Raw genomic sequence first — 21,339 nt, 5'->3', positions numbered from 1 at the left:
GTCCTTGAACACATTGATGTTGACAATCCCGTGTTTCCAATACATCTTGTCCCACCCAAATCCCTGTCGAGTCTTTGCGTCGTAGTAGCCACGCCGAAGCAGAACTCGGTTGCCGTCGAGGTCCGTTGCTCCGCGAGCACTTCGTTCACCGGGTATGGCTGGCTCGGCGGAGGCGCCGTCTTGTAGTCGACACCGTGAACGCTCGGCGCTTCCGGGAACACGGCGTCGTTCAGAGGCGCGGTGCCGGCGGCGAGCTTCGCAGCAATTTCCCTGTCGAGGGTGCTGAGTTCAGCGGCGCGAGTTGCGATCGTGGCGGCATGCTGCGCAGCCAAAACTGAGCGCTGCGCTTGGAAAGCGGGATCGCCGCCGTGTTGCCGGCTCACGACCGAAAGATCCTCGCGGACAGCAAATCCTGCCGCCTCGGCTTCACCTATCGCCAGGAGAGCTCGTCGCGTTGCGAAGTCCAGCTCCTCCGCTCCACGCCGCGCGGTTTCTCCTGCCTCGTGCAACCTGTCAGCTAGACCGCGGACCGTCAACAAATCTCGATAACTGCGTTCCTGAGCCGCGTCAGCAGCCGCGCCTTCCCACACCGCTCCTCCCGTCGCAAAGCTGGCACGATGAACGTTGCTGAACGCGTCTTCCCACTACCGGGCGGTGGCACTCCAGTGTCGACTGGCGTCATTTAAGTGTTCGACGTCCCAGTTGACGATCTAAGACCGACTCGGCACCACACCCACTTTGAAGATCGTAAGCGCGCGAAGGACGTGCCCATCGCACCAAATACGGCCGCTGCCAACGCCGAACGTGAATCCACTGCGAAATTTCGGCGGATTTTTCGCAGTGAGCGCACGCTCGGCGAAGCGAAGCACGCTCGGCGAAGCGAAGCGGGCCGGCGAAAGGCCTAGTCGCGCAGCATCTCCGCGACCAAGAATGCCAGCTCCAGCGACTGCTGGGTGTTCAACCGCGGATCGCATGCGGTCTCATAGCGCCCGGCCAGGTCCATGTCCGAAATGTCTTGCGCCCCACCGAGGCACTCGGTCACGTTCTCACCGGTGATCTCGACATGGATGCCGCCCGGATGCGTGCCCAGTGCTCGGTGCACCTCGAAGAAGCCCTGCACCTCGTCGACGATCCGGTCGAAGTGGCGGGTTTTGTACCCGTTGGACGACTCGTGGGTGTTGCCGTGCATCGGGTCGCACTGCCAGATCACCTGGTGACCGGTGGCCTGCACCTTCTCGATGATCGGCGGAAGCAGGTCGCGCACCTTGTTGTTGCCCAGCCGCGAAACCAGCGTGAGCCGGCCCGGCTTGTTGTGCGGATCCAGCCGCTCGACGTACTCGACGGCGAGTTCGGGCGTCATCGTCGGGCCGATCTTCACACCGATCGGGTTCGCGATCACCTCCGCGAACGCAATGTGCGCGCCGTCGAGCTGGCGGGTGCGCTCCCCGATCCACACGTAATGCGCCGACAGGTCATACAGCGCCGGCTCCCCCGCCTCGTCCTCTGCGAGCCGCAGCATCGCCCGCTCGTAGTCCAGCACCAGCGCCTCGTGGGAGGCGTAGATCTCCGCGGTCTGTAGCGCCCTGTCGTCGACGCCGCACGCGCTCATGAACGTCAGCCCGCGGTCGATCTCGCTGGCCAGTGCCTCGTAGCGGGCGCCCGCCGGGGACGTGCGGACGAACTCGCGGTTCCAGTCGTGCACGAGGTGCAGCGACGCCAAGCCCGACGACGTGAGCGCGCGCACCAGGTTCATCGCCGCGCTGGCGTTAGCGTAGGCACGCACCAGTCGTGACGGATCGTGCTCACGCGCCGCCGCTTCCGGTGCAAAACCGTTGATCATGTCGCCGCGGTAGGACTTCAGGCCGAGCGCGTCGATGTCGCTGGACCGCGGCTTGGCGTACTGGCCCGCGATCCGGGCCAGCTTGATCACCGGCATGCTGGCGCCGTAGGTCAGCACCACCGCCATCTGCAGAAGCGCGCGGATGTTGCCGCGGATGTGCGGCTCGGTGTTGTCGACGAACGTCTCGGCGCAGTCGCCGCCCTGCAGCAAAAACGCCTTGCCCTGCGCGACGTCGGCGAGCAGGCCCTGCAGCTTGCGGATTTCCGACGGGACGGTGATGGGCGGCACGCTCTCGAGGACCGTCCGCATCGCTTTGGCCTGGTCGGCTGGCCAGCTCGGCTGCTGAGCAGCGGGCTTGGCCAGCGCGGCGTCCAGCCGGGCGCGCAGCTCCGCCGGCAGCGGCGGCAACGCAGGCAGCTGGTCAATCGGGATGTCGACGGTCCAGTTCACTCGTCTATGGTAACGATGCCGCTCCAGCTGAACCGCCTTCGGCGGTGGCGATGAGTCGGAATCTCCGCAAAGCCTCCCGGGCGTCCACCAGCGCGTCGTGCGCGTCGGCGGGTTTCGGCGGCAGCGTCGGCGACCCGCGATCCTCCCAGAACTGGCGAAGCTCGCGGGTGAATTTGGGCATCGCGGGCGGCAGCGCGGTCATCGGACCCCACAACTGGCACAGCGCGACGTGGTCGTAGGCGCCGATCCACGCCCACAGCTGGATCGGTTCTGCCCTGTCGATGCCGAAGAAGTCCTCGAGGTCGTTGCGGATCGCTGCCCGCGAGCGCCACAGCGGCGACGACGGCGGCGGCAGTTTGGGCAGTACGTGGTTGCGCACCCAACGCCCGGCCAGCTGCTCGTTGAATTCGGTTGACACCGCGTAATATTCGCGGCCATCCTCGGCGGCCACGCCGATCGAGATGAGGTCGATGGTGCGGCCGTCGTCGATGAACTCGGTGTCGTAGAAGTACCTCACGCGGGAAGCCTCATGTGCTCCTCGTGCCGGCGGGCGCTCTGCGGCGGCTTGGCGGCGTGGATCTCGCGGTCCAGCTGCTCGTCGACCCGGGCGTCGTCGGGAAATCGCGGCATGCCCGACACCGCGTCCTGCACCCACAGCTTGGCCTGCACCACAGGTCGGCGGAACCGCCGCTCCCGTTCCAGTGCGTGGTACATCTTGCGCGGCCTGTTGGTGTAGCGCCACCGCGCCCACGGGGCATGCGGGCGCGACAGCCGGATTGCCCCGAGCACCAGAAGCGGCGGAATGAACATGCCCACCAGCCCGGTCCACACCTTGCCCTTGAGCAGTACCACCACCGCCAGCGCGAGCGTCGCCACCGCCATCATCACCACGGTCACGCGGGCGGGCACCGAGTTGTCGTCGCGCCACATCCCGATGTCGAAGAACGACAACGGGTTGAAGCCCAGCACCAGCAGCCCGGCGACCGCGACAGCGGCGAACACAGCATCCACCGACGTGCGGCCGTCCTCGGCCCAGTACACGTCGCTCAGGTGCAGAATCAGCGCGAACTCGTCGAGCACCAGCGCCGCCCCGATACCGAAAACCACTGCGGCAGCGGTGAATTCGGGTACTCCGCCGTCGACCGCGAGCGTCACCATGGTCACTCCCGAGACCATCACCAGCACCACGCCGATCACCGCATGGTGGATGTGCATGCCGCCGTGGCCGAGGTTGCGCGGCTGCCACCACTTGCGTGGTGCGTCGCTATCGGCGTGACGCCGGATGTAGCGCACGATCGTGCGCGTGACGAAGAACGTCGAGATGAACGCGAGCAGGCAGAACAGCAGCGGCAGCCGCCCCCTGTCGACGAGGCTCTGCCAAAACGAGTGCCACAACTCGGCCAGCGGACGGTCCTATGCGGCGGTCGAGCGGGCGACGCCGTCGGCGACTTTGCCCTCTTTGATGTCCGCCGCGTACAGGTCGACGTACTCCTGACCGGACAATTGCATCAGCTCGTACATCACCTCGTCGATGACCGCGCGCTCGATAAAGCGGTTGCCGGCCAGACCCTCGAACCGGCTGAAGTCCAACGGCTTGCCGACGCGGACGGTGACCTTGCCGAATCGCCACATCTTGCTGCCCGGGGGGTTGACGACGTTGGTACCGATCATCGCGACGGGAATCACCGGCACCCCGGTTTCCAGCGCGAGCCGGGCCAGTCCAGTCTTGCCCTTGTACAACCGGCCGTCCGGGGAGCGCGTGCCCTCGGGATACATGCCGAGCAGCTTCCCGTCGTCCAGCAGTCGTTTGGCGGTGTCGAGCGCGGCCTGCGCGGCGTCGGCATTGCTGCGGTCGATCGGGACCTGACCCGCCACCGTGTAGAACCAGCGGGTGAACCATCCCTTCAGGCCGGTGCCCGTGAAGTACTCGGCCTTGGCCAGGAACGTGATGCGACGCTTGACGACGAGCGGCAGATAGAAGCTGTCGGCCACGGCGAGGTGGTTGCTGGCCAGAATCGCCGGGCCGGAGTCCGGAATGTGTTCAAGCCCTTCGGTTTTCGGTCGCCCCAGAAGCAACAACAGAGGTCCCATGAAGATGTACTTGAACAGCCAATACCACATGGACACTCCTGGCTCGGGGCGCGCTTTCGGGTAACTCTACCTATTCTGGAGGGTCTTCGACGCTGATGGGAATGTGCTGATACCGGCCGGGGGCAGGCGGCGGGCCGTCGCCTGGCGGACCGTCTCCATCGGGCGGCGGCGTGCCGTCCGCGTCTCCGTTGGTTGCGCCGTTGGTTTCGAGGATCGCGCGCACCACCGTCAGCAGCGCCACACTGTGTTCGGCGATGACGTCGAGCAGGGGATGCTGCTCTCCGGAGGTCAGCGCGGCCAGCGCGCATACCGGGCACCACACCTGCTGACATTTGCCGGGCGCGCCGCCACGGCCCGACGCAATCGCCGCAGCGGCACGCACCGCGGGATCGATGCGGTCGAGCACGGCCTGAGCCAGCGCCCGCAACTCCGGCGCAATCTCGGGGTGCATTCCACTCACGCGGGCCACACCTCCGGGTTCGGTCGAAATCGCACCGTCAACTCACTCCCCCGCAGCGAGGCGTCGGTGACCACGCACCGCCGCAGCACAGACGCCAGCCGAACTCGACGCCTCATTCCCGAGGAGCCGATGATCAGGTCGTCGTCGACTCGGCCCAGCGTCAACGAGCCGGGGTCGACCTGCGGCAACTCTAACCGCATCCGGTACACGGCATCGAGACCCGAGCCGGACTCCCGGTCCACCACCGGCCGGATCGGCCCCGGCGGCGGCGATCCGTCGAGGCGGCGCACGTTGTCGAGCAATTGCAGCAGCGCCTTGGGACCGATCGGCTCGCCGGCCAGATGAGGTGCCAGCACCAGCTCGACGTCGCCGATCTTGCTCGCGAGTTCGTCGAGTACGGCCTGCTGCTCGGCGATGCGTTCGGTGTACCAGTCGAAGGCCGGATGCTCCGGCAGATTGCGGTACTCGTACGAATTATCCTTTATCAGAACCTGATTCACGATCAGCTCGTCGACCCGCACACCCGTCAACGACAGCGCGCCGAGCGTGCGCACCGCCTCGGCGGCGACCACCCGCTCGGCCGTCAGCACCAGGTGCGCACCCACCCGCGATTCGTCGGTCAGAAGCGCGGTCAGCCACTCCATCCCGGCGGCCATCTGTTCCAGCACGCTGACCACAGCCGCTGCGCCGGCATCCTCGCCCGCACGCGCCAGCCGCCGATGGCGCGGCCAGGCCCGCTCGACGTACATGCCGAACGTGGCCGGCAGCGTCAGCATCCGCAGCGCGTCGGCGGTCGACGCGCAGTCGACAACCACGTGGTCCCACCGCCCCGACTCGGCGAGCTGGCCGACCTCGTGCAGGCCGAGCACCTCCTGGATACCGGGCAACGCCGACAACTCCTCCGGCGCGACGTCACCCAGCTCCGAATCGGGAAACCGCTTGCCCAGCGGGGTGGCCACCTGCCGCCAGCGCGCCTCCAGCAGCGCGAGCGTGTCAAGGGCCAGCGCATCGAGGAAGCCCCCGCCGGCGTCGACGTCGTCTTCCAGCACCCGGGTGACCTCGCGCGCGCCCGTCGGGACCACCGGGACACCGAGGACGTCGCCCACCGAATGGGCCTGATCGGTGGATACCAGCAGGACGCGGAAGCCGCCGCGGGCGTCACTGACCGCAGTGGCCGCGGCGAGGGTCGACTTGCCTACTCCCCCTTTGCCGACGAAGAGGCTGATCCGCTGCGCGGCGGGCGGTGACTCACTCAGCCTCGACTCGTTTCTTGAGGTCCTTCAGTGCGGTGTCGGTCAACCTACGCTCGGCTTTGCGTTTGAGCAATCCGATCATCGGGATGAGTAGGTCCACCGACAGCTCGTACGTGACCTCGGTTCCGGAACCCTTGGGCGACAAGTGGTATGCGCCGTTGAGAGCTCGCAGCAGCGAACTCGACACCAGATGCCAGCGCACGGAGGTGTGATCGGCCGGCCAGTCGTACGCCAGCACCATCGTGTCCTTGAGCACGGCTGCGTCCAGCACCAGTCGCGCTGTCTTGGGATAGCCGTCGGCGTCGGCTTCGAGCACCTCGGCTTGTTTGTACTCCGACACCCACTGCGGGTAGGCCTCGATGTCCGCGATCACGTCCATCACGGTCTTCGGGTCGGCGTCGATGTAGATGGTCTGCGCCGTGGAATCTGCCACCTTCAAAAGGTACCCAAGTCAGGGCGTGCGCGACGCCCCCACCGGCCGGGAAGCTTCTAGCGTGCGTTTGACCTCGAACGCCATCTCCTTGCCCGCCACCCGGCGCTGGTGGGTGAGCTTCGCGAAGTTCATCCGCGCCAGCTGCCACGCCGCCGCGCCGGCGGGCTCGGCGTGCAGGAAATAGTGCAGCATCACGCCGTCGAGCATCGGCTCCAGCCAGATCTCCATCGTGCCGGTGAGCGCGCCGGTGACCGTCCAGCGGATGCCCTTTTCACCGCGATCCTCGACCACATCCAGCCACAGATCCGGCCACCAGCGCCGCCACTTGCCCGGGTCGGACACCGCCCGTCCGACGTCGGCCGGCTCCGCGGCGACGAACGTCTCGTCGGCAATCTGGATGCTGTGCATGGCCTCTCTCAATCCGGCGATGAATCCCGTCCACTACCTGCTCGCTAGGCTGAACACGATAGTCACCCGCCGCTGAAAGAAGGTCCGTGATCGTGCGTGAAGTGAGCCTTCCGGCGTCGTTTTCCGTCGCGGAAGACGACAATGTTGCCAGCTCGGTGTTCGAGCACGAGCGACGCGACCCCGATCACGTGATCTTCCAACGGCTCGTCGACGGGGCGTGGACGGACGTGACGTGCGCACAGGCCGCCGCGCAGATCCGCGCGGCTGCCTTGGGACTGATCGCCGAGGGCGTCAACGCCGGCGACCGGGTGGCGATCCTGTCGGCCACCCGCTACGAGTGGGTGATCCTCGACTACGCGATCCTGTCGGTCGGGGCGGTCACTGTGCCGATCTACGAGACCAGCTCACCGGACCAGGTGCGCTGGGTGCTGGAGGACTCCGGGGCAGTGCTTGCGTTCACCGAGAACGAAGCGCACGCCCAGACCGTCAAGGAACTCGCCGACGAGCTGCCGTCGCTGCGCAAGGTGCTGCGAATCGAGTCATCGGGCCGGTCGGCGCTCGACGAGCTCTCTGAGGCCGGCAGCTCCGTGGACGCCGGCGAGCTCGACGTCCGGCTGGCCGGGCTGCGCGCCTCTGATCCGGCCACGCTGATCTACACCTCGGGCACCACCGGCCGACCCAAGGGCGTGCAGCTGACGCACTCGAATCTGGTGCACGAGATCCGCGGAGCGTCGGCGTGCTTTCCCACGCTGCTGCGCAAGGGTGAGCGGCTGCTGATCTTTTTGCCGCTGGCTCACGTGTTGGCCCGCGCGCTGTCGATGACCGCGTTCGCCAACAAGGTGACTCTGGGCTACACCAGCGACATCAAGAACTTGGTGCCGATGCTCGGAGTGTTCAAGCCGACCGTCGTGGTGTCGGTACCACGTGTGTTCGAAAAGGTCTACAACACAGCCGAACTCAACGCCCGCGACTCCGGCCGGGGCAAGATCTTCGACCTGGCCGCCAAGACCGCGATCGACTGGAGCAAGGCGACCGCGGACGTGAGGAGCAGAACAGGCCAAGACAGCGGCGGGCCGTCGCTGCTGCTGCGTGCCCAGCACGCGTTGTTCGACCGCCTGGTCTACGGCAAGCTGCGCGCCGCGCTGGGCGGAAACTGCCGGGCCTCGATCTCGGGCGGCGCGCCGCTGGGCGCGCGGCTGGGCCACTTCTACCGCGGTGTCGGCGTCTCGATCTACGAGGGCTATGGCCTCACCGAGACCAGCGCCGCGATCACCGTGAACCGGATTGGTGACCTGAAGGTCGGCACTGTAGGAAAAGTGTTGCCCGGCAACAGCATTGCGCTGGCCGACGACGGCGAGCTGTTGGTCAAAGGCGGGGTGGTCTTCGCCGGCTATTGGCACAACGAGCAGGCCACCCGCGAGGCGATCGACGCTGAGGGCTGGTTTCACACCGGCGATCTGGGCAGCATCGACGCCGACGGCTTCTTGTCGATCACCGGCCGCAAGAAAGAGATCATCGTCACCGCGGGCGGCAAGAACGTCGCCCCGGCGGTGCTCGAGGACCAGCTGCGCGCGCACCCGCTGATCAGCCAGGCGATGGCCGTCGGCGACGCGAAGCCGTTCATCGGCGCGCTGATCGCGCTCGATCCGGAAGCGTTCGACGTGTGGAAGCAGCACCACGGCAAGTCGGCCGGCGCTTCGGTGGAAGAACTCGCCGACGACCCGGACCTGCGCGCCGAAATCGATCTTGCGGTCAAGGAGGCGAACCGCGCCGTCTCCAAGGCGGAGGCGATCCGCAAGTTCACGATCCTGCCGGTCGATTTCACCGTGGACACGGGCGAGCTGACGCCGACGCTGAAGGTCAAGCGCAAGGTGGTCGCGGAGAAGTTCGCCGACCAGATCGAGGCGCTTTACCGCTGACGCGGCCTACTTGAAGCCGGCCTGGTACTTGCACGCCTCGATCTCGTCGAGGCTCGCCAGCGGGAGAACGTGCTTGGCCTCGGCTTCGTGCAAGCAGTTCTCGTACTTGGCCTTCTTGGCTTCTTGAGAGTGCTTCTCCGCTTCGTTGACGCCCCAGGAAATGCCGATCACCGCCAGGCCGCACACCAGGATGGCGGCGGTGATGTCCCTCCTCGTCGGCTGCTTCCAGCGAGAGAAGTACTGACGCATGACGAAAGGTTAGCCGGTGCCTAGAGCAGTTCGGCGAGCCGCGCGGCCTGCCGAGTCCAGTTCCAGCGGTCCAGCACCCAGCGCCGCCCTTCCGCGCCCATGCGATCCGCCAGATCCCTGTCGGCCAGGATGCGGCTGAGCGCGTCGGCGATCTGGTCGGTCGAGCGACCGTCGACGACGAACCCGGTGCGGCCTTCCTGCACTGTCTCGGGTGCTCCCCCGGACCGGCCGGCCACCACGGGCACTCCCGTCGCCGACGCTTCCAGGTACACGATGCCCAGCCCCTCCACGTCGAGTCCGGCGCCACGGGTGCGGCAGGGCATCGCGAACACGTCTGCCATCGCATGATGGGCGGGCAGCTCAGCGGCCGGCACACCTTCGGTGAATGTCACGTGCTCGTCGACGCCGGTGCCGCGGGCGAGCCGGCGCAGCCTGTCCAGATACGGGCCGCCGCCGACGATCACCAGCGCCGCGCCGTCGACCCGCGACCGGATCGCCGGGAGCGCGCGGATCAACATGTCCTGGCCTTTGCGCGGCACCAGCCGCGACAGGCAGACGATCACCGGCCGCTGCCCCAGCCCGTAGCGCGTGCGCATCTCCGCTCGCGCGGCCGGGTCGGGACGGAACCGGTCCGCGTCGACGCCCGGCGGCAGGTGTTCCAGCGACGTCCTGGGGCCGAACGCCGACGCGAACCGGTCGCGGGTGTAGCGGCTCACGTAGGTCACCACGTCGCTGTCCTCGCCGATGCGGCGCAGCGCCGAACGCGCCACCGGCAACATCGACCAGCCCACTTCGTGCCCGTGCGTGCTGGCCAGCACCCGCCGCGCACCGGCCTTGCGGGCACGCCGCGCCAGCAGCCCCAGCGGCGCGGCTGCCCCGAACCACACGGTCTCGATGCCCCGTTCGGCAATCAGTGCGCGCATCCGCGCGTCGACGTCGGGAACCGGCAGCATCAGCGTCCCTGGGTGGCGGATGACGTCGAACGGGGCGTTCCGGTCGTAGCTTTCCGCGCGCTTCCAGTGCGGCGCATAGACCGTCAGCGTGTGCGCAGCCGTCTGGGCCAGGTGATGCGTCAGCGCCTCGAGATAGGCCTGGATGCCGCCGGGACGCGGAGGAAAGTCGTTGGTGACCAGCAGGACCCGCGACACGGCTGACCAATCTACCCAGCGAGCCAGCGCTGCCAGCGCGCAAGCAGCACGTCCCATCCCACTCCCAGCGTGGCCTGCGGGTCTCCACCCGATAGGTAGAGCCGGCGCAGCGCAGGCGTGCCGTACGCGTCGGCGATGAACGTCGCGAACCACCAAGCGCGGTCGTAGGCCGCCGACCGGCCCGCGCCGACCGAGTCGAGTTCTGCGTCCGACGGCAGCCGTGCCGGCACCGCGGTCTGCCCGGGCGGCGTCGCAGGGCCGCGCGCGACGTAGTCGGCGACGCCCTCGGTCAGCCACTGCGGCGCGTCGAGCGTCGTATCGGCTCGGGCGGCGTAATGAAAAAGCTCGTGGCGCAACACAATCCGCAAGGCGTGCCGGCTCATCGCAGCGGCGCCGGGGGCGAACACGATCCGCTGCCCGGACGCTTCGCGCCGGCCGACGTCCACGTGGTCGGCCACCGCGACCGCGGCCACTCCGGTCCAGTCGCGGTTCGGCTGCCCGGTCTGGCTGGCGAAGTCGGTGTCGCTGCCGGTGGTGACGACGACGATTTCGCGGGGCCAGTCGTCGCCCCAGAAAGCCGACACCGCGGCGACGGCGTCGGGCATCTCCGCGGCGATGCGGCCCGGCAGTTCTGCGGGCGCGCCGCGGTCGACGAGCCGCATCATGTGCGCAGGAGCGGCGGTCGGTGCGGGTGAGCGGCCGAGCAACAGTGCGGCCGCTACGATCTGGCCGACCAAGATCAGGCCCAGAGCGGCGGTCAGCAGGCGCCGGTGCGGGTGCTCAGTACCTGCGGACGTTGTAGATCGGCGCATTGCCCACTGGCGCCACCTTCACCGGTGTGCCGTAGGTGGACGCGTGCACGATCATCCCGTCGCCGATGTAGAGGCCGACGTGCGACGCGTCGCCGTAGTAGGTGACGACGTCACCGGGCTGCATGTCCGACAGCGACACCGGCTGCCCGCCGGCGGCCTGCGCCTGGCTGGAATGCGGCAGCGAGACACCGGCCTGCTGGAATGCCCACTTCACCAGGCCCGAGCAGTCGAACGCGTTGGGGCCCTCGGCGCCCCACGAGTACGGCGAACCCATTCGGCTCAGCGCAGCCTGCACGACGATCGCGGCCTCCGGCGAGCCGCCCGGCGCGGCGACGTCGCCGTTGGGCGGCACGGCGCCCTCGGGAGCGGGCATCGCGTTGATCGAGACGTCCGGCGGCGGCAGGTTCGGCAGCGCCTCCGGCGCGTCGGGCAGCGTGGCCTGCGCCTGCGGCGGAGCGCCCAATGCGGCCCGCTGGTTGGGGCTGAGCGCCAGGTACTGCGACTTGACCACCGCGATCTGCGTCTGCAGCTTGCTTTGCTTGGCCTGCACGTCGGCGCGCACTGCGGCGGCCTGCTCGGCGGCGACGCGGGCCGCATCAGCGGACTTGGCCGACGCCGCCTCGGCCGCGGCGGCCTTCTGGCTCAGCGAACGGTAGCTGGCCATCTGCGCCGACATCTCGCTGGCCACCACCTCTTGTGCGGTCATCTGGTCGATGAGGTGCTGCGGCGAATCGGCGGTCATCATCGCGCTGAAGCTGTCGGTGTGGCCGCCCATGTACATCGCCGCGGCCAGCTTGTCGACCGTGGCCTGATATCCCGTCAGTTGCGCCTTGGCGGACTCGACGGCCGCCACGTCGGCGTCGTGTTTCTGCTCGGCGGCTTTCTGCGCGGCGAGCTTGCGGTCCAGATCAAGCTGGGCCGTGTGCATCTCTTCGGTGGTCTGCTCAGCCTGCCGTGACAGTTCGTTGAGTTTGGCCAACGCGTCGTCAGCCGGATCGGCATGCCCGCTGCCCGCGAGGATGCTGCCGAATAATGAAAGTACTGCTGTCGCAACGATTATCGATCGCCTGGAACGGCGGCTGATCCACCGCGCACGATCAGATCTCAAAGTCGGAGAATCCTTCGAGTGCCGTGGCCGAGGCCCGTAGCTGCTTAGGTCTCAGATAGGTTACGAAACGGCATCCACCTTGTCCAACAGGCAGGCGAATCTAAGAGGCAATCTTAGAAGTCACGCAACGCCAGGGTCTTCCCGCCGCCGAATCGGAACCAGCCGCAGCCGCGGCGCAAGCCCCGCTTCGGCAAGCGCTTCCAGCGCCGCGCACTCGTCGTCTTGAAGTGAGCCCGGAACACCGATCAGAACACTGATCACGCATTCCTTGCAGGCGGCGCCCCGCACGGCGCAGTCGTCGCAGTCAATGATCATGGCCGCGACGGTAGCGACACCCACCGACAGGTTCCGCGCAAATCCCGGGCGGTGTCAGTGCCCCTGCCTAGCGTCAATGGTCATGGAGCAGCTCAGCTTCGCCGACGTGGACCCTGCGGCGGAAGTGACGCTGGCTCAAACCACGTTCGTGGTGGTTGATCTCGAGACCACCGGCGGGCGGGCCACCGACGCGATCACCGAGATCGGGGCGGTCAAGGTGCGGGGCGGCGTGGTGCTCGGCGAGTTCGCGACGCTGGTGGACCCCGGTTGCGTGATCCCACCGCAGATCGTGCAGCTGACCGGCATCACCAGCGCGATGGTCTCGGACGCACCGAAAATCGACGCAGTCCTGCCCATGTTCCTCGAGTTCGCCCGCGGCGCCGTGCTGGTCGCCCACAACGCCGGATTCGACGTCGGTTTCCTCAAGGCTGCGGCGCGGCGCTGCGACATCACATGGCCACGTGCGCCGGTGCTGTGCACCGTGCGGCTGGCCCGACGGGTGCTGTCGCGGGAGGAGGCGCCCAGCGTGCGGCTGGCCGCGCTCGCCAAGCTGTTCTCGGTTTCGTGTCAGCCCACCCACCGCGCGCTCGACGACGCGCGCGCCACCGTCGACGTGTTGCACGCGCTCATCGAGCGGGTGGGCAACCAGGGCGTGCACACCTACACCGACCTGCGGGCGTATCTGCCGAATGTCACTGCGGCGCAACGACGTAAACGCGTGCTGGCCGACGGCGTGCCGCCGCGGCCGGGGGTGTACCTGTTCCGCGGCCCGGCAGCAGAAGTTCTTTACATCGGCACCGCGGTGAACCTCAAACGCCGTGTCAGCCAGTACTTCACCGGCGCCGATAGCCGGGCGCGGATCAGCGAGATGGTGACGCTGGCCACCGGCGTCGACGTGGTCGAGTGCGCGCATGCGCTGGAGGCCGGGGTGCGCGAGCTGCGGCTGCTGGCCGCGCACGCGCCGCCTTACAACCGGCGCTCACGGTTCCCGCGCCGCTGGTGGTGGCTGACGCTGTCCGACGAGGCGTTCCCGCGGTTGACCGTGGTCCGGGAACCGCGGAGCAGCCGCGTCGTCGGCCCGTTTCGCTCCCGCACCGACGCCGCCGACGCCGCTGCACTGCTGGCGCGGTTCACCGGAGTGCGCACCTGCAGCACACGGCTGGGCCGCTCCGCCACCCACGGCCCGAGCTGCCCCGAACGGGAGGTGTCACCCTGCCCGGCGACCCGCGGGCTTTCGGCTGCCGACTACGCCGACGCTCCGCGACGCGCCGAAGCGCTGATCGACGGCCGCGACAACGCAGCGCTGGCGGCGATCGCGGAGCGGATCGCCGAACTCGCCGCGCGAGGCCACTACGAATCAGCCGGCCGGCTGCGGGATCACGCGGCCGCGGCGGTCGAGGTGCTGTGGCGGGCACAGCGGCTGCGCGCGTTCGCCGAGATCCCCGAGCTCGTCGCAGCCGCGCCCGACGGCGAGGGCGGCTGGCACATCGCGGTGATCCGGCACGCCCAACTGGCCGCCGCCGTCACCGCGCCACGCGGCGTGCCGCCGATGCCGGTGGTCGACGCGGCGTGCGCGGGTGCGCAGACGGTTCTGCCGGCCGACGCGCCGCTCGGTGGCGCGCTAGTCGAAGAGTCCGCGCTGATCGCCCGATGGCTCGAGAGGCCCGGCGTGCGGATTGTGCGGACCGAACGCGGCTATGCGGTCCCGATGGCCAGCGCGGGCCCGTGGGCGGCCTGGGCCGCGGCTGCGCGCTCGGCCAAACTGGCTGCGGAGCAAGACATTCAAGCGTTCGAAGGGACGCTAGACCTTCTGTGTGAACCGCGCCCAACGCGCGAGCAGGTGTTCGGCCGCCCCCGAGTCGATCGCGGTAGCGGCCCGCTGCAACGCCGACTCCCAGGCGGAACGCCACTCGACGTCGCCGGCTAGCCCGGCGTGCGCCACCATCGCCCCGGCGGCATTGAGCAGCACCGCGTCGCGCACCGGGCCGGCGGCGCCGGCCAGCACCGATCGGGCGACCTCGGCGTTCTGCTCGGCGTCGCCGCCGAGCAGGTGCGCCAACTCGGCCTTGGCGATCCCGAACTCGCTGGGGTCGAAGCTCAGCTTGGTCACCGTCCCGGCCCGCACCCGCCAGACCGTGCTCGTGGTGGTCGTGGTGAGCTCGTCGAGGCCGTCGTCGCCGCGGACCACCAACACGCTGGACCCGCGCTCGGCGAACACGCCGGCCATCACCTCGCCCAGCTCGTCGAACGCACAACCGACCAGACCGGCTCGCGGCAACGCCGGATTGGTCAGCGGCCCAAGGAGATTGAACACCGTGGGGACGCCGACCTCGCGCCGCGCGACAGAGGTGTGGCGGAACGACGGGTGAAACAGCGGCGCGAAGCAGAACCCGATGCCCACCTCGGTGAGGCTGCGCGCGACGTCGTCGGGCGACAGGTCGATGCGCACGCCGAGCGCCTCCAGCACGTCTGCGCCGCCGCTGCGCGACGACGCGGCGCGGTTGCCGTGCTTGATCACCGGAATACCGTTGGCAGCCACCACGATTGCAGCCATCGTCGACAGGTTGACGGAGTTGGACCCGTCGCCCCCGGTGCCGACGACGTCTACGGCGTCCGACCCCAGCTGCGTCCCCGGCAGTCTGCGCGCGTGTGCCAGCATGGTGTCGGCGAGCTCACGGACTTCGGCGGCGGTAGGGCCCTTCATCTTCATCGCGACACCGAACGCGGCGATCTGAGCGGGGGTGGCCGCGCCCGTCATCACCTGCTCCATAGCCCAGGCCGCGCCTCCGGGTTGGAGCTCATTCCCGGAGGTCAGCGCTGCGAGCACCTGCGGCCACGACAATGCCGTCACGCGCAGATGGTCCCACGTGCGATCACTTTGTGACCAAAAGGGTCCCCCGCTGGAATCCGACAACTACAAAGCGTCATACTTCTTTTGTGACGAGCGCTGTAGGGACCTCCGGAACCGCGATCACGTCGCGAGTACATTCCCTGAACCGGCCGAACATGGTCAGTGTCGGCACGATCGTCTGGCTTTCCAGCGAACTCATGTTCTTTGCTGGATTGTTCGCGATGTACTTCACTGCCCGTGCCCAGGCCGCAGGCAACTGGCCGCCGCCGCCCACCGAACTGAACCTGTACCAGGCGGTTCCGGTGACGCTGGTGCTGATCGCGTCGTCGTTCACCTGCCAGATGGGCGTGTTCGCCGCCGAGCGCGGGGACGTGTTCGGGCTGCGCCGCTGGTATGTGGTCACGTTCCTGATGGGCGCCTTCTTCATCGCCGGCCAGGGCTACGAGTACATCCACCTGGTGCAGCACGGCACCACCATCCCCGGCAGCGCCTACGGCTCGGTGTTCTACCTGGCCACCGGATTTCACGGCTTGCACGTCATCGGCGGGTTGGTTGCGTTCATCTTGCTGCTGATCCGCACCACACTGAGCAAGTTCACTCCTGCGCAGGCCACCGCGGCGATTGTCGTCTCGTACTACTGGCACTTCGTCGACATCGTCTGGATCGCGTTGTTCGCCACCATCTACTTCGTCCGATGACCCGCAGCACAGGGAAGGTGAAGGGAGCCCAGTTGTCAGGCGCGGACGCGAAGAGCAAGACGGCTTCTGCCCGGTTCGGCCCGACCAGCCGGTCCCGTCGGCGGCTGCGCCGACGGCTGTCGGCCGGCCTGCTGCTGTTGGCCGCGCTGTTCATTGCCGGTGGCTTGGCCGCCACGCTCACCCCCAAGCCGCAGGTGGCCGTCGCCGACCAGTCCCAAGAGGCGCTGGTGCGCAACGGCAAGCAGCTTTACGAGACGTCCTGTGTGTCTTGCCACGGGGCGAACCTGCAGGGCATCGCTGAGCGCGGCCCCAGCCTGGTCGGCGTCGGTGAGGCGGCGGTCTACTTCCAGGTGTCCACCGGGCGCATGCCGCTGGCCAGCCAGAATCAGCAGGCGCCCCGCAAGCCGCCAGCCTTCGACGAGAACCAGATCGACGCGCTGATGGCCTACGTACAGGCCAACGGCGGCGGTCCGACGGTGCCGCGCGACCAGAACGGCAAGATCGCGATGGAGTCGCTGATCGGCGACGACGTCGCCCGTGGCGGCGACCTGTTCCGGCTGAACTGCGCGTCCTGCCACAACTTCACCGGGAAGGGGGGTGCGCTTTCGTCGGGGAAGTATGCCCCGGACCTGGCCGAGCCGAACCCGGCACAGATCTACACTGCGATGCTCACCGGACCTCAGAACATGCCGAAGTTCTCCGACCGCCAGCTCACGCCGGAGGAGAAAAAGGACATCATCGCCTACGTGAAGATGGCTTCTGAGGTCCCGAACCCGGGCGGGTACGGCCTGGGTGGGTTCGGGCCGACGTCGGAAGCCTGGGCGATGTGGTTGATAGGAATCGTGGGAGTTATCGCCGCCGCCCTGTGGATCGGAGCACGCTCAACATGACGGAAACGCCGAAGGTGCCCAGCGATCAAGAGCTCAATGAGATGGACCGCGACGAGCTGGTGCGGCTCGGCACCAAACTCGACGGTGTCGAGGTCCTCTACAAGGAGCCGCGCTGGCCGGTGGAGGGCACGCGCGCCGAAAAGCGCGCGGAGCGGGGGGTCGCGTTCTGGCTGCTGCTCGGCGGCTTCTCCGGTCTGGCGCTTCTGCTGATCTTCTTGTTCTGGCCGTGGGAGTGGAAGCCGCAGAACGCTCCCGGCAGCCTGCTTTACACCTTGACCACGCCTCTGTACGGGCTGACGTTCGGCTTGTCGATCCTGTCGATCGGCATAGGCGCCGTGCTCTACCAGAAGCGGTTCATCCCGGAAGAGATCGTGGTGCAGGACCGCCACGACGGGCCGTCGTCCGAGGTCAATCGCAAGACCATCGTGGCCGAGCTGACCGAGACCTTGGACGCTTCGACGATTGGCCGCCGCAAGGTGATCAAGACCTCGTTCGGAGTCGCCCTGGGCGCCTTCGGGTTGGGCACCGTGGTGGCGTTCATCGGTGGCCTCATCAAGAATCCGTGGAAGCCGGTGGTGCAAACCTCCGAAGGGCCCACCGCGGTGCTGTGGACGTCGGGATGGACGCCGCGGTACAAGGGCGAGACGATCTTTTTGGCGACTGCCACGGGCCGGCCGGGTGAGTCGCCGTTCATCAAGGTGCGGCCGGAGGACCTCGACGCGGGCGGCATGATGACCGTGTTCCCGTGGCGGGAGTCGGACGGCGACGGCAGCACCGTCGAGTCGCACGAGAAGCTCACGGAAATCGCGATGGGCGTTCGCAATCCGGTGATGCTCATCCGGATCAAGCCCAATGACATGCACAAGGTCGTCAAACGCCAAGGGCAGGAAAGCTTCAACTACGGCGACCTTTTCGCGTTCACCAAGGTCTGCTCGCACCTGGGCTGCCCCGCCTCGCTCTACGAGCAGCAGACCTACCGCATCCTGTGCCCGTGCCATCAGTCGCAATTCGACCTGCTGCACTTCGCCAAGCCCATCTTCGGCCCTGCCGCCAGGGCATTGGCGCAGCTGCCGATCACGGTCGATAAGGACGGGTATCTGGTAGCCAACGGCAACTTCATCGAGCCCGTTGGGCCGGCATTCTGGGAACGGAAGACAACATGAGTCCTTCACTGAAACCCCCGAAACTCGGTGACATCGCCGCCCATCAGGCGGAGGCGATGGATCAGCGCTACCACCTCGCCGCGGGGATGAAGCGCCAGATCAACAAGGTCTTCCCCACCCACTGGTCGTTCCTGCTCGGCGAGATCGCGATGTATTCGTTCATCGTGCTGTTGCTGACCGGCGTCTACCTGACGCTGTTCTTCGACCCGTCGATGACCGAAGTCACGTATCACGGTGTGTACCAACCACTCAACGGCGTGCAGATGTCGCGTGCGTACGAGAGCGCGCTGGACATCAGCTTCGAGGTCCGCGGCGGATTGTTCGTGCGGCAGATCCATCACTGGGCCGCATTGATGTTCGCGGCGGCGATCATGGTGCACCTTGCACGCATCTTCTTCACCGGCGCGTTCCGCAAGCCACGCGAAGCGAACTGGGTGATCGGGTCGCTGCTGCTGATCCTGGCGATGTTCGAAGGCTACTTCGGCTACTCGCTGCCTGACGACCTGCTGTCGGGCATCGGCCTGCGCGCCGCGCTGAGCTCGATCACGTTGGGAATGCCGGTGATCGGCACCTGGCTGCATTGGGCGCTGTTCGGCGGTGACTTCCCCGGCGACATCCTGATCCCGCGGCTGTACGTCGTGCATGTGCTGCTGTTCCCGGCAATCATCTTGGCGCTCATCGGTGTTCACCTCGCGCTGGTCTGGTACCAGAAGCACACGCAGTTCCCCGGCCCGGGCCGCACGGAACAAAACGTGGTCGGGGTGCGGATTCTGCCGGTGTTCGCGGTCAAGTCGGGCGCGTTCTTCGCGATCGTCGTCGGCATCCTGGGACTGATGGGCGGCCTGCTGCAGATCAACCCGATCTGGCAGCTCGGCCCGTACAAGCCGTCGCAGGTGTCCGCAGGCTCGCAGCCCGACTTCTACATGATGTGGACCGAGGGATTGGCTCGCATCTTCCCGCCATGGGAGATCTACATCGGCCACTACACCATCCCCGCGCCGGTCTGGGTGGCGCTGCTCATGGGCCTGGTGTTCGTGCTGCTCCCGCTGTGGCCCTACATCGAGAAGAAGGCTACGAAGGACGACGCTCACCACAACCTGCTGCAGCGGCCGCGCGACGTGCCGGTGCGCACCGCGATCGGCGCGATGGCGATCGCGTTCTACATGGTGCTGACCATGAGCGCGATGAACGACATCATCGCGCTGAAGTTCCACATTTCGCTGAACGCCACCACGTGGATCGGCCGGATCGGAATGGTGGTGCTGCCGCCGATCGTGTACTTCATTGCCTACCGCTGGGCAATTGCGCTGCAGCGCAGCGACCGTGAGGTGCTCGAGCACGGGGTGGAAACCGGCATCATCAAGCGGCTGCCGCACGGCGCGTACATCGAACTGCATCAGCCGCTCGGACCGGTCGACGAGCACGGCCACCCCATTCCGCTGGAGTACCAGGGCGCCCCGGTGCCCAAGCGGATGAACAAGCTGGGCCTGGGCGGTGCACCTGGCCTGGGCAGCCTGTTGACGGCCGACCCGCCGGCGGAGCAGCAGGCGCTGGCCGAGGCGCAGCACGCCGCCGAACAGCGGGCGCTCATCGCGGTGCGCGAGCGTCAGGAAAGCGTCAACGGGTTGAACGGGTCGCGGGACGGCGAGTCACCGAACGGACACCACTGACGCGTCCAGCCGACGCAGCTGCCGCCATGGAATCAGCGGCATCAGCACGGTGATGATGCCCGCCAGTGTCAGCGCGGCCCATGCAGAACTGTCCTGCTGGACGCCCAGAAAATAGGTAGCCGTCGCGACCGCCAAGGTCGCCGCGCCGATCGCCGTGGCCATCGACAGCGTGAAGCGAAGCCACACGTGGTCCATCTCGTCATCGGACAGGCCACCGACTCTGGACGACGCCGCCGCAGGGTCACCCCCGGCTTGCCGCTGTGCCGGGTCGGTGACCGACCCGAACACGCGTAATTTCTCGGTGGTCGCCTCGACGGGCGGATACGCCGGAGGAGGTGGCGCCGGCGCGCGGCGCGGTGGTTCCAGCTGTGCTTCACGACGGGCCCTCAGCAGCAACGGAATTGACGCCAAGATGAAAACCGCCGAGACTGCGATGACGACGTAGAGACCCCACGGCGTGCCGGAGTCGGCGGCCTGGTCCCCCGCCCTACCGGAGGCGAGTTCGACGAGCGCGACGATCGCCGCGACGCTGACTCCGATCACGGCAAGCCAGACCACCGCGCAGGCGATCAGCAGGGTGCGAAAAACGGTATCGGATCGGTCCATCAGCAGCTCGTCACTGGGGAGTTGTCGGTTCGTTGGGACAGGACTGTCCCATCGCTGGCGGTGATCGAGCAGTTCAGCCTGCTCAGCCGGAACAAGCTGGACGCCTCGACCGAACCGACCTCCGAATTCGAGATCGGGGTGAGTGTGAACGACCATGGGATGTACACGTTGCGCTGGGTGCGGCTGCGGCCGGACGCGTCGGTGAACGTGATCGTGATGATGTCGCCGGGCGCCTTGGTGCCGGTCACCGAGTAGGTGATCTGCCGCGGACCGGCCGGGGTGGTGGTCGTAGTGGTCGGCGGCGGCGGGGGTGCGCTGCTGCTCGGTGCGGCCGACGGTGCCGGCGGCGGCGGGGGCGCCTCCGAGCTCGGCGGCGGCGGAGGCGGCGGCGCCTCGGACGTCACGGTGATCGTCTCGGTCGGGGGCGGCGGCGGAGGCGGCTCACTGGTCGGCGGCGGCGGAGGCGGCGTCGACTTGCTGATCTCGTCCTGCACCGGCGGCGTCGAGGGTTTCGTGGTGGAGGGCGCGGCCTGGTTGGACGTGAGGCTGGGAAACACCAGCAGCGACACCGAGGCCACCAGCGCGACGGCGGCCAGGATGGCGGCTATGCCGACCACCCACGGCCAGCGCGGCGGCGGCGGCTCCTCGTATCCGGGCGCGTCGTAAACGTCGTAGTCGTACAGCGCCGGGTCGGCGGGAATGTAGGGGCCGCTGGTGAATTGTTCGGACTCGGGAGCCGAATAAGCCCGGGAGAATCCTGTGTCGGTGGTCTCGCCGCCTGGCTCATCCCCGAAAGACTCCTCAGGCCCTGGGGGATTCGGCCCGCTCATCTCTAGATTCCTTCTCAGTTACCGCTCTACAGGTGCGCGGGCCACGCAGAATGCCCGTGGCAACACTACCCAACGGCACCGGGCGGTCGACTCCTCCCGCAGCCTCCCGGCCGGAACTTGGAGCCGGATTGTGACCTTGGGACGG

General features: G+C 67.7%; 21 protein-coding genes and 2 pseudogenes. 6 read left to right on the top strand and 17 right to left on the bottom strand.

The features are described 5' to 3' along the window. From AC5Y39_RS16765 to AC5Y39_RS16725, 9 genes and pseudogenes are all read right to left on the bottom strand, one after another. A pseudogene (locus tag AC5Y39_RS16765) lies at positions 1-590 on the bottom strand (hypothetical protein); the annotation flags it as partial. Between the two features lie 311 nt (positions 591-901). Beyond that, entirely contained in the window at positions 902-2,290 is a 1,389-nt protein-coding gene (locus tag AC5Y39_RS16760) for a class II 3-deoxy-7-phosphoheptulonate synthase (RefSeq protein ID WP_500019807.1), read from the bottom strand. Between the two features lie 4 nt (positions 2,291-2,294). Beyond that, positions 2,295-2,807, bottom strand: a complete 513-nt coding sequence (locus tag AC5Y39_RS16755; protein WP_500019805.1) for a polyadenylate-specific 3'-exoribonuclease AS — start codon at positions 2,805-2,807, stop codon at positions 2,295-2,297. Beyond that, positions 2,804-3,685: a hypothetical protein gene (locus AC5Y39_RS16750; RefSeq protein WP_500019803.1), complete on the bottom strand. Its 882-nt coding sequence runs from the start codon at positions 3,683-3,685 to the stop codon at positions 2,804-2,806. The genes AC5Y39_RS16755 and AC5Y39_RS16750 overlap by 4 nt, the downstream gene beginning before the upstream one ends. 18 nt (positions 3,686-3,703) lie before the next feature. Next, positions 3,704-4,411, bottom strand: coding sequence for a lysophospholipid acyltransferase family protein (locus tag AC5Y39_RS16745; RefSeq protein ID WP_500019801.1), 708 nt, complete (start codon positions 4,409-4,411; stop codon positions 3,704-3,706). A 40-nt stretch (positions 4,412-4,451) separates the two neighbouring features. After that, positions 4,452-4,841, bottom strand: a complete 390-nt coding sequence (locus tag AC5Y39_RS16740) for a hypothetical protein (RefSeq protein WP_500019799.1) — start codon at positions 4,839-4,841, stop codon at positions 4,452-4,454. After that, entirely contained in the window at positions 4,838-6,097 is a 1,260-nt protein-coding gene (locus AC5Y39_RS16735; protein ID WP_500019829.1) for an ArsA family ATPase, read from the bottom strand. Before AC5Y39_RS16735 ends, AC5Y39_RS16740 begins: the two co-directional genes overlap by 4 nt. Beyond that, positions 6,090-6,527, bottom strand: coding sequence for an SRPBCC family protein (locus tag AC5Y39_RS16730; protein WP_500019797.1), 438 nt, complete (start codon positions 6,525-6,527; stop codon positions 6,090-6,092). Before AC5Y39_RS16730 ends, AC5Y39_RS16735 begins: the two co-directional genes overlap by 8 nt. An 18-nt stretch (positions 6,528-6,545) precedes the next feature. Further along, entirely contained in the window at positions 6,546-6,935 is a 390-nt protein-coding gene (locus tag AC5Y39_RS16725; RefSeq protein WP_500019795.1) for a polyketide cyclase / dehydrase and lipid transport, read from the bottom strand. A 92-nt stretch (positions 6,936-7,027) separates the two neighbouring features. Here AC5Y39_RS16725 and AC5Y39_RS16720 point away from each other — a divergent pair, with 92 nt between their 5' ends. Further along, entirely contained in the window at positions 7,028-8,854 is a 1,827-nt protein-coding gene (locus tag AC5Y39_RS16720; protein WP_500019793.1) for an AMP-dependent synthetase/ligase, read from the top strand. A gap of 6 nt (positions 8,855-8,860) precedes the next feature. Here the strand turns inward: AC5Y39_RS16720 and AC5Y39_RS16715 are convergent, their stop codons facing one another. The 5 genes from AC5Y39_RS16715 to AC5Y39_RS16695 form a co-directional block, all read right to left on the bottom strand. Further along, complete coding sequence (locus AC5Y39_RS16715) at positions 8,861-9,103, bottom strand: hypothetical protein (protein WP_499911641.1); 243 nt, start codon at positions 9,101-9,103, stop codon at positions 8,861-8,863. Between the two features lie 20 nt (positions 9,104-9,123). Beyond that, positions 9,124-10,251 carry a glycosyltransferase family 4 protein gene (locus tag AC5Y39_RS16710; RefSeq protein ID WP_500019791.1) on the bottom strand — a complete coding sequence of 376 codons (1,128 nt, stop codon included), beginning with the start codon at positions 10,249-10,251 and terminating at the stop codon, positions 9,124-9,126. Between the two features lie 11 nt (positions 10,252-10,262). Next, entirely contained in the window at positions 10,263-11,063 is an 801-nt protein-coding gene (locus tag AC5Y39_RS16705) for a hypothetical protein (RefSeq protein WP_500019789.1), read from the bottom strand. Further along, positions 11,032-12,171 carry a peptidoglycan hydrolase RipC gene (gene ripC, locus AC5Y39_RS16700; protein WP_500019787.1) on the bottom strand — a complete coding sequence of 380 codons (1,140 nt, stop codon included), beginning with the start codon at positions 12,169-12,171 and terminating at the stop codon, positions 11,032-11,034. Before ripC ends, AC5Y39_RS16705 begins: the two co-directional genes overlap by 32 nt. A 120-nt stretch (positions 12,172-12,291) precedes the next feature. Continuing rightward, the gene (locus AC5Y39_RS16695) at positions 12,292-12,486 is read right to left on the bottom strand and encodes a hypothetical protein (RefSeq protein WP_500019785.1); all 195 of its coding nucleotides are present in this window, start codon (positions 12,484-12,486) and stop codon (positions 12,292-12,294) included. On the opposite strand from AC5Y39_RS16695, the pseudogene AC5Y39_RS16690 reads away from it, so the two are divergent. Continuing rightward, a pseudogene (locus tag AC5Y39_RS16690) lies at positions 12,479-14,350 on the top strand (DEDD exonuclease domain-containing protein); the annotation flags it as partial. The gene AC5Y39_RS16695 and the pseudogene AC5Y39_RS16690 sit on opposite strands and share 8 nt — an antisense overlap. Here AC5Y39_RS16690 and trpD read toward each other — a convergent pair. Beyond that, positions 14,288-15,337, bottom strand: a complete 1,050-nt coding sequence (trpD, locus tag AC5Y39_RS16685) for an anthranilate phosphoribosyltransferase (protein ID WP_500019783.1) — start codon at positions 15,335-15,337, stop codon at positions 14,288-14,290. The pseudogene AC5Y39_RS16690 and the gene trpD overlap by 63 nt on opposite strands. An 86-nt stretch (positions 15,338-15,423) precedes the next feature. Between trpD and ctaE the strand changes: the two genes are divergently transcribed. The 4 genes from ctaE to qcrB are packed head-to-tail and all read left to right on the top strand — an operon-like array spanning position 15,424 to position 19,758. Then, positions 15,424-16,035 (top strand): aa3-type cytochrome oxidase subunit III, encoded by a 612-nt coding sequence (gene ctaE, locus AC5Y39_RS16680; RefSeq protein WP_500019781.1) that lies wholly within the window; start codon positions 15,424-15,426, stop codon positions 16,033-16,035. Further along, entirely contained in the window at positions 16,032-16,925 is an 894-nt protein-coding gene (gene qcrC / locus AC5Y39_RS16675) for a cytochrome bc1 complex diheme cytochrome c subunit (protein WP_500019779.1), read from the top strand. Before ctaE ends, qcrC begins: the two co-directional genes overlap by 4 nt. Beyond that, positions 16,922-18,088 carry a cytochrome bc1 complex Rieske iron-sulfur subunit gene (qcrA, locus tag AC5Y39_RS16670; protein WP_500019777.1) on the top strand — a complete coding sequence of 389 codons (1,167 nt, stop codon included), beginning with the start codon at positions 16,922-16,924 and terminating at the stop codon, positions 18,086-18,088. The genes qcrC and qcrA overlap by 4 nt, the downstream gene beginning before the upstream one ends. Beyond that, complete coding sequence (qcrB, locus tag AC5Y39_RS16665) at positions 18,085-19,758, top strand: cytochrome bc1 complex cytochrome b subunit (protein WP_500019775.1); 1,674 nt, start codon at positions 18,085-18,087, stop codon at positions 19,756-19,758. The genes qcrA and qcrB overlap by 4 nt, the downstream gene beginning before the upstream one ends. Here the strand turns inward: qcrB and AC5Y39_RS16660 are convergent. Both AC5Y39_RS16660 and AC5Y39_RS16655 read right to left on the bottom strand, forming a co-directional pair. Continuing rightward, the gene (locus AC5Y39_RS16660; protein WP_500019774.1) at positions 19,738-20,364 is read right to left on the bottom strand and encodes a DUF2561 family protein; all 627 of its coding nucleotides are present in this window, start codon (positions 20,362-20,364) and stop codon (positions 19,738-19,740) included. The two genes, qcrB and AC5Y39_RS16660, sit on opposite strands and share 21 nt — an antisense overlap. After that, a complete protein-coding gene (locus AC5Y39_RS16655) occupies positions 20,364-21,194 on the bottom strand; it encodes an MmpS family transport accessory protein (protein WP_500019772.1) in 831 nt (276 codons plus the stop codon). Before AC5Y39_RS16655 ends, AC5Y39_RS16660 begins: the two co-directional genes overlap by 1 nt. Positions 21,195-21,339: the final 145 nt, after the last annotated feature.

The sequence above is a fragment of the Mycobacterium sp. NGS39 genome, assembly GCF_059812765.1.
Note: the sequence above shows the minus strand (reverse complement) of the source record. Positions and strands in the feature narration are given on the sequence as shown.

Bases quoted from the DNA above. Each gene is read 5' to 3' on its own strand.
- qcrC (WP_500019779.1), top strand. From the start codon at position 16,032: ATGACCCGCAGCACAGGGAAGGTGAAGGGAGCCCAGTTGTCAGGCGCG.
- AC5Y39_RS16745 (WP_500019801.1), bottom strand. From the start codon at position 4,411: ATGTGGTATTGGCTGTTCAAGTACATCTTCATGGGACCTCTGTTGTTG.
- qcrB (WP_500019775.1), top strand. From the start codon at position 18,085: ATGAGTCCTTCACTGAAACCCCCGAAACTCGGTGACATCGCCGCCCAT.
- AC5Y39_RS16655 (WP_500019772.1), bottom strand. From the start codon at position 21,194: ATGAGCGGGCCGAATCCCCCAGGGCCTGAGGAGTCTTTCGGGGATGAG.
- AC5Y39_RS16705 (WP_500019789.1), bottom strand. From the start codon at position 11,063: ATGCGCCGATCTACAACGTCCGCAGGTACTGAGCACCCGCACCGGCGC.
- qcrA (WP_500019777.1), top strand. From the start codon at position 16,922: ATGACGGAAACGCCGAAGGTGCCCAGCGATCAAGAGCTCAATGAGATG.
- AC5Y39_RS16695 (WP_500019785.1), bottom strand. From the start codon at position 12,486: ATGATCATTGACTGCGACGACTGCGCCGTGCGGGGCGCCGCCTGCAAG.
- AC5Y39_RS16715 (WP_499911641.1), bottom strand. From the start codon at position 9,103: ATGCGTCAGTACTTCTCTCGCTGGAAGCAGCCGACGAGGAGGGACATC.
- AC5Y39_RS16725 (WP_500019795.1), bottom strand. From the start codon at position 6,935: ATGCACAGCATCCAGATTGCCGACGAGACGTTCGTCGCCGCGGAGCCG.
- AC5Y39_RS16660 (WP_500019774.1), bottom strand. From the start codon at position 20,364: ATGGACCGATCCGATACCGTTTTTCGCACCCTGCTGATCGCCTGCGCG.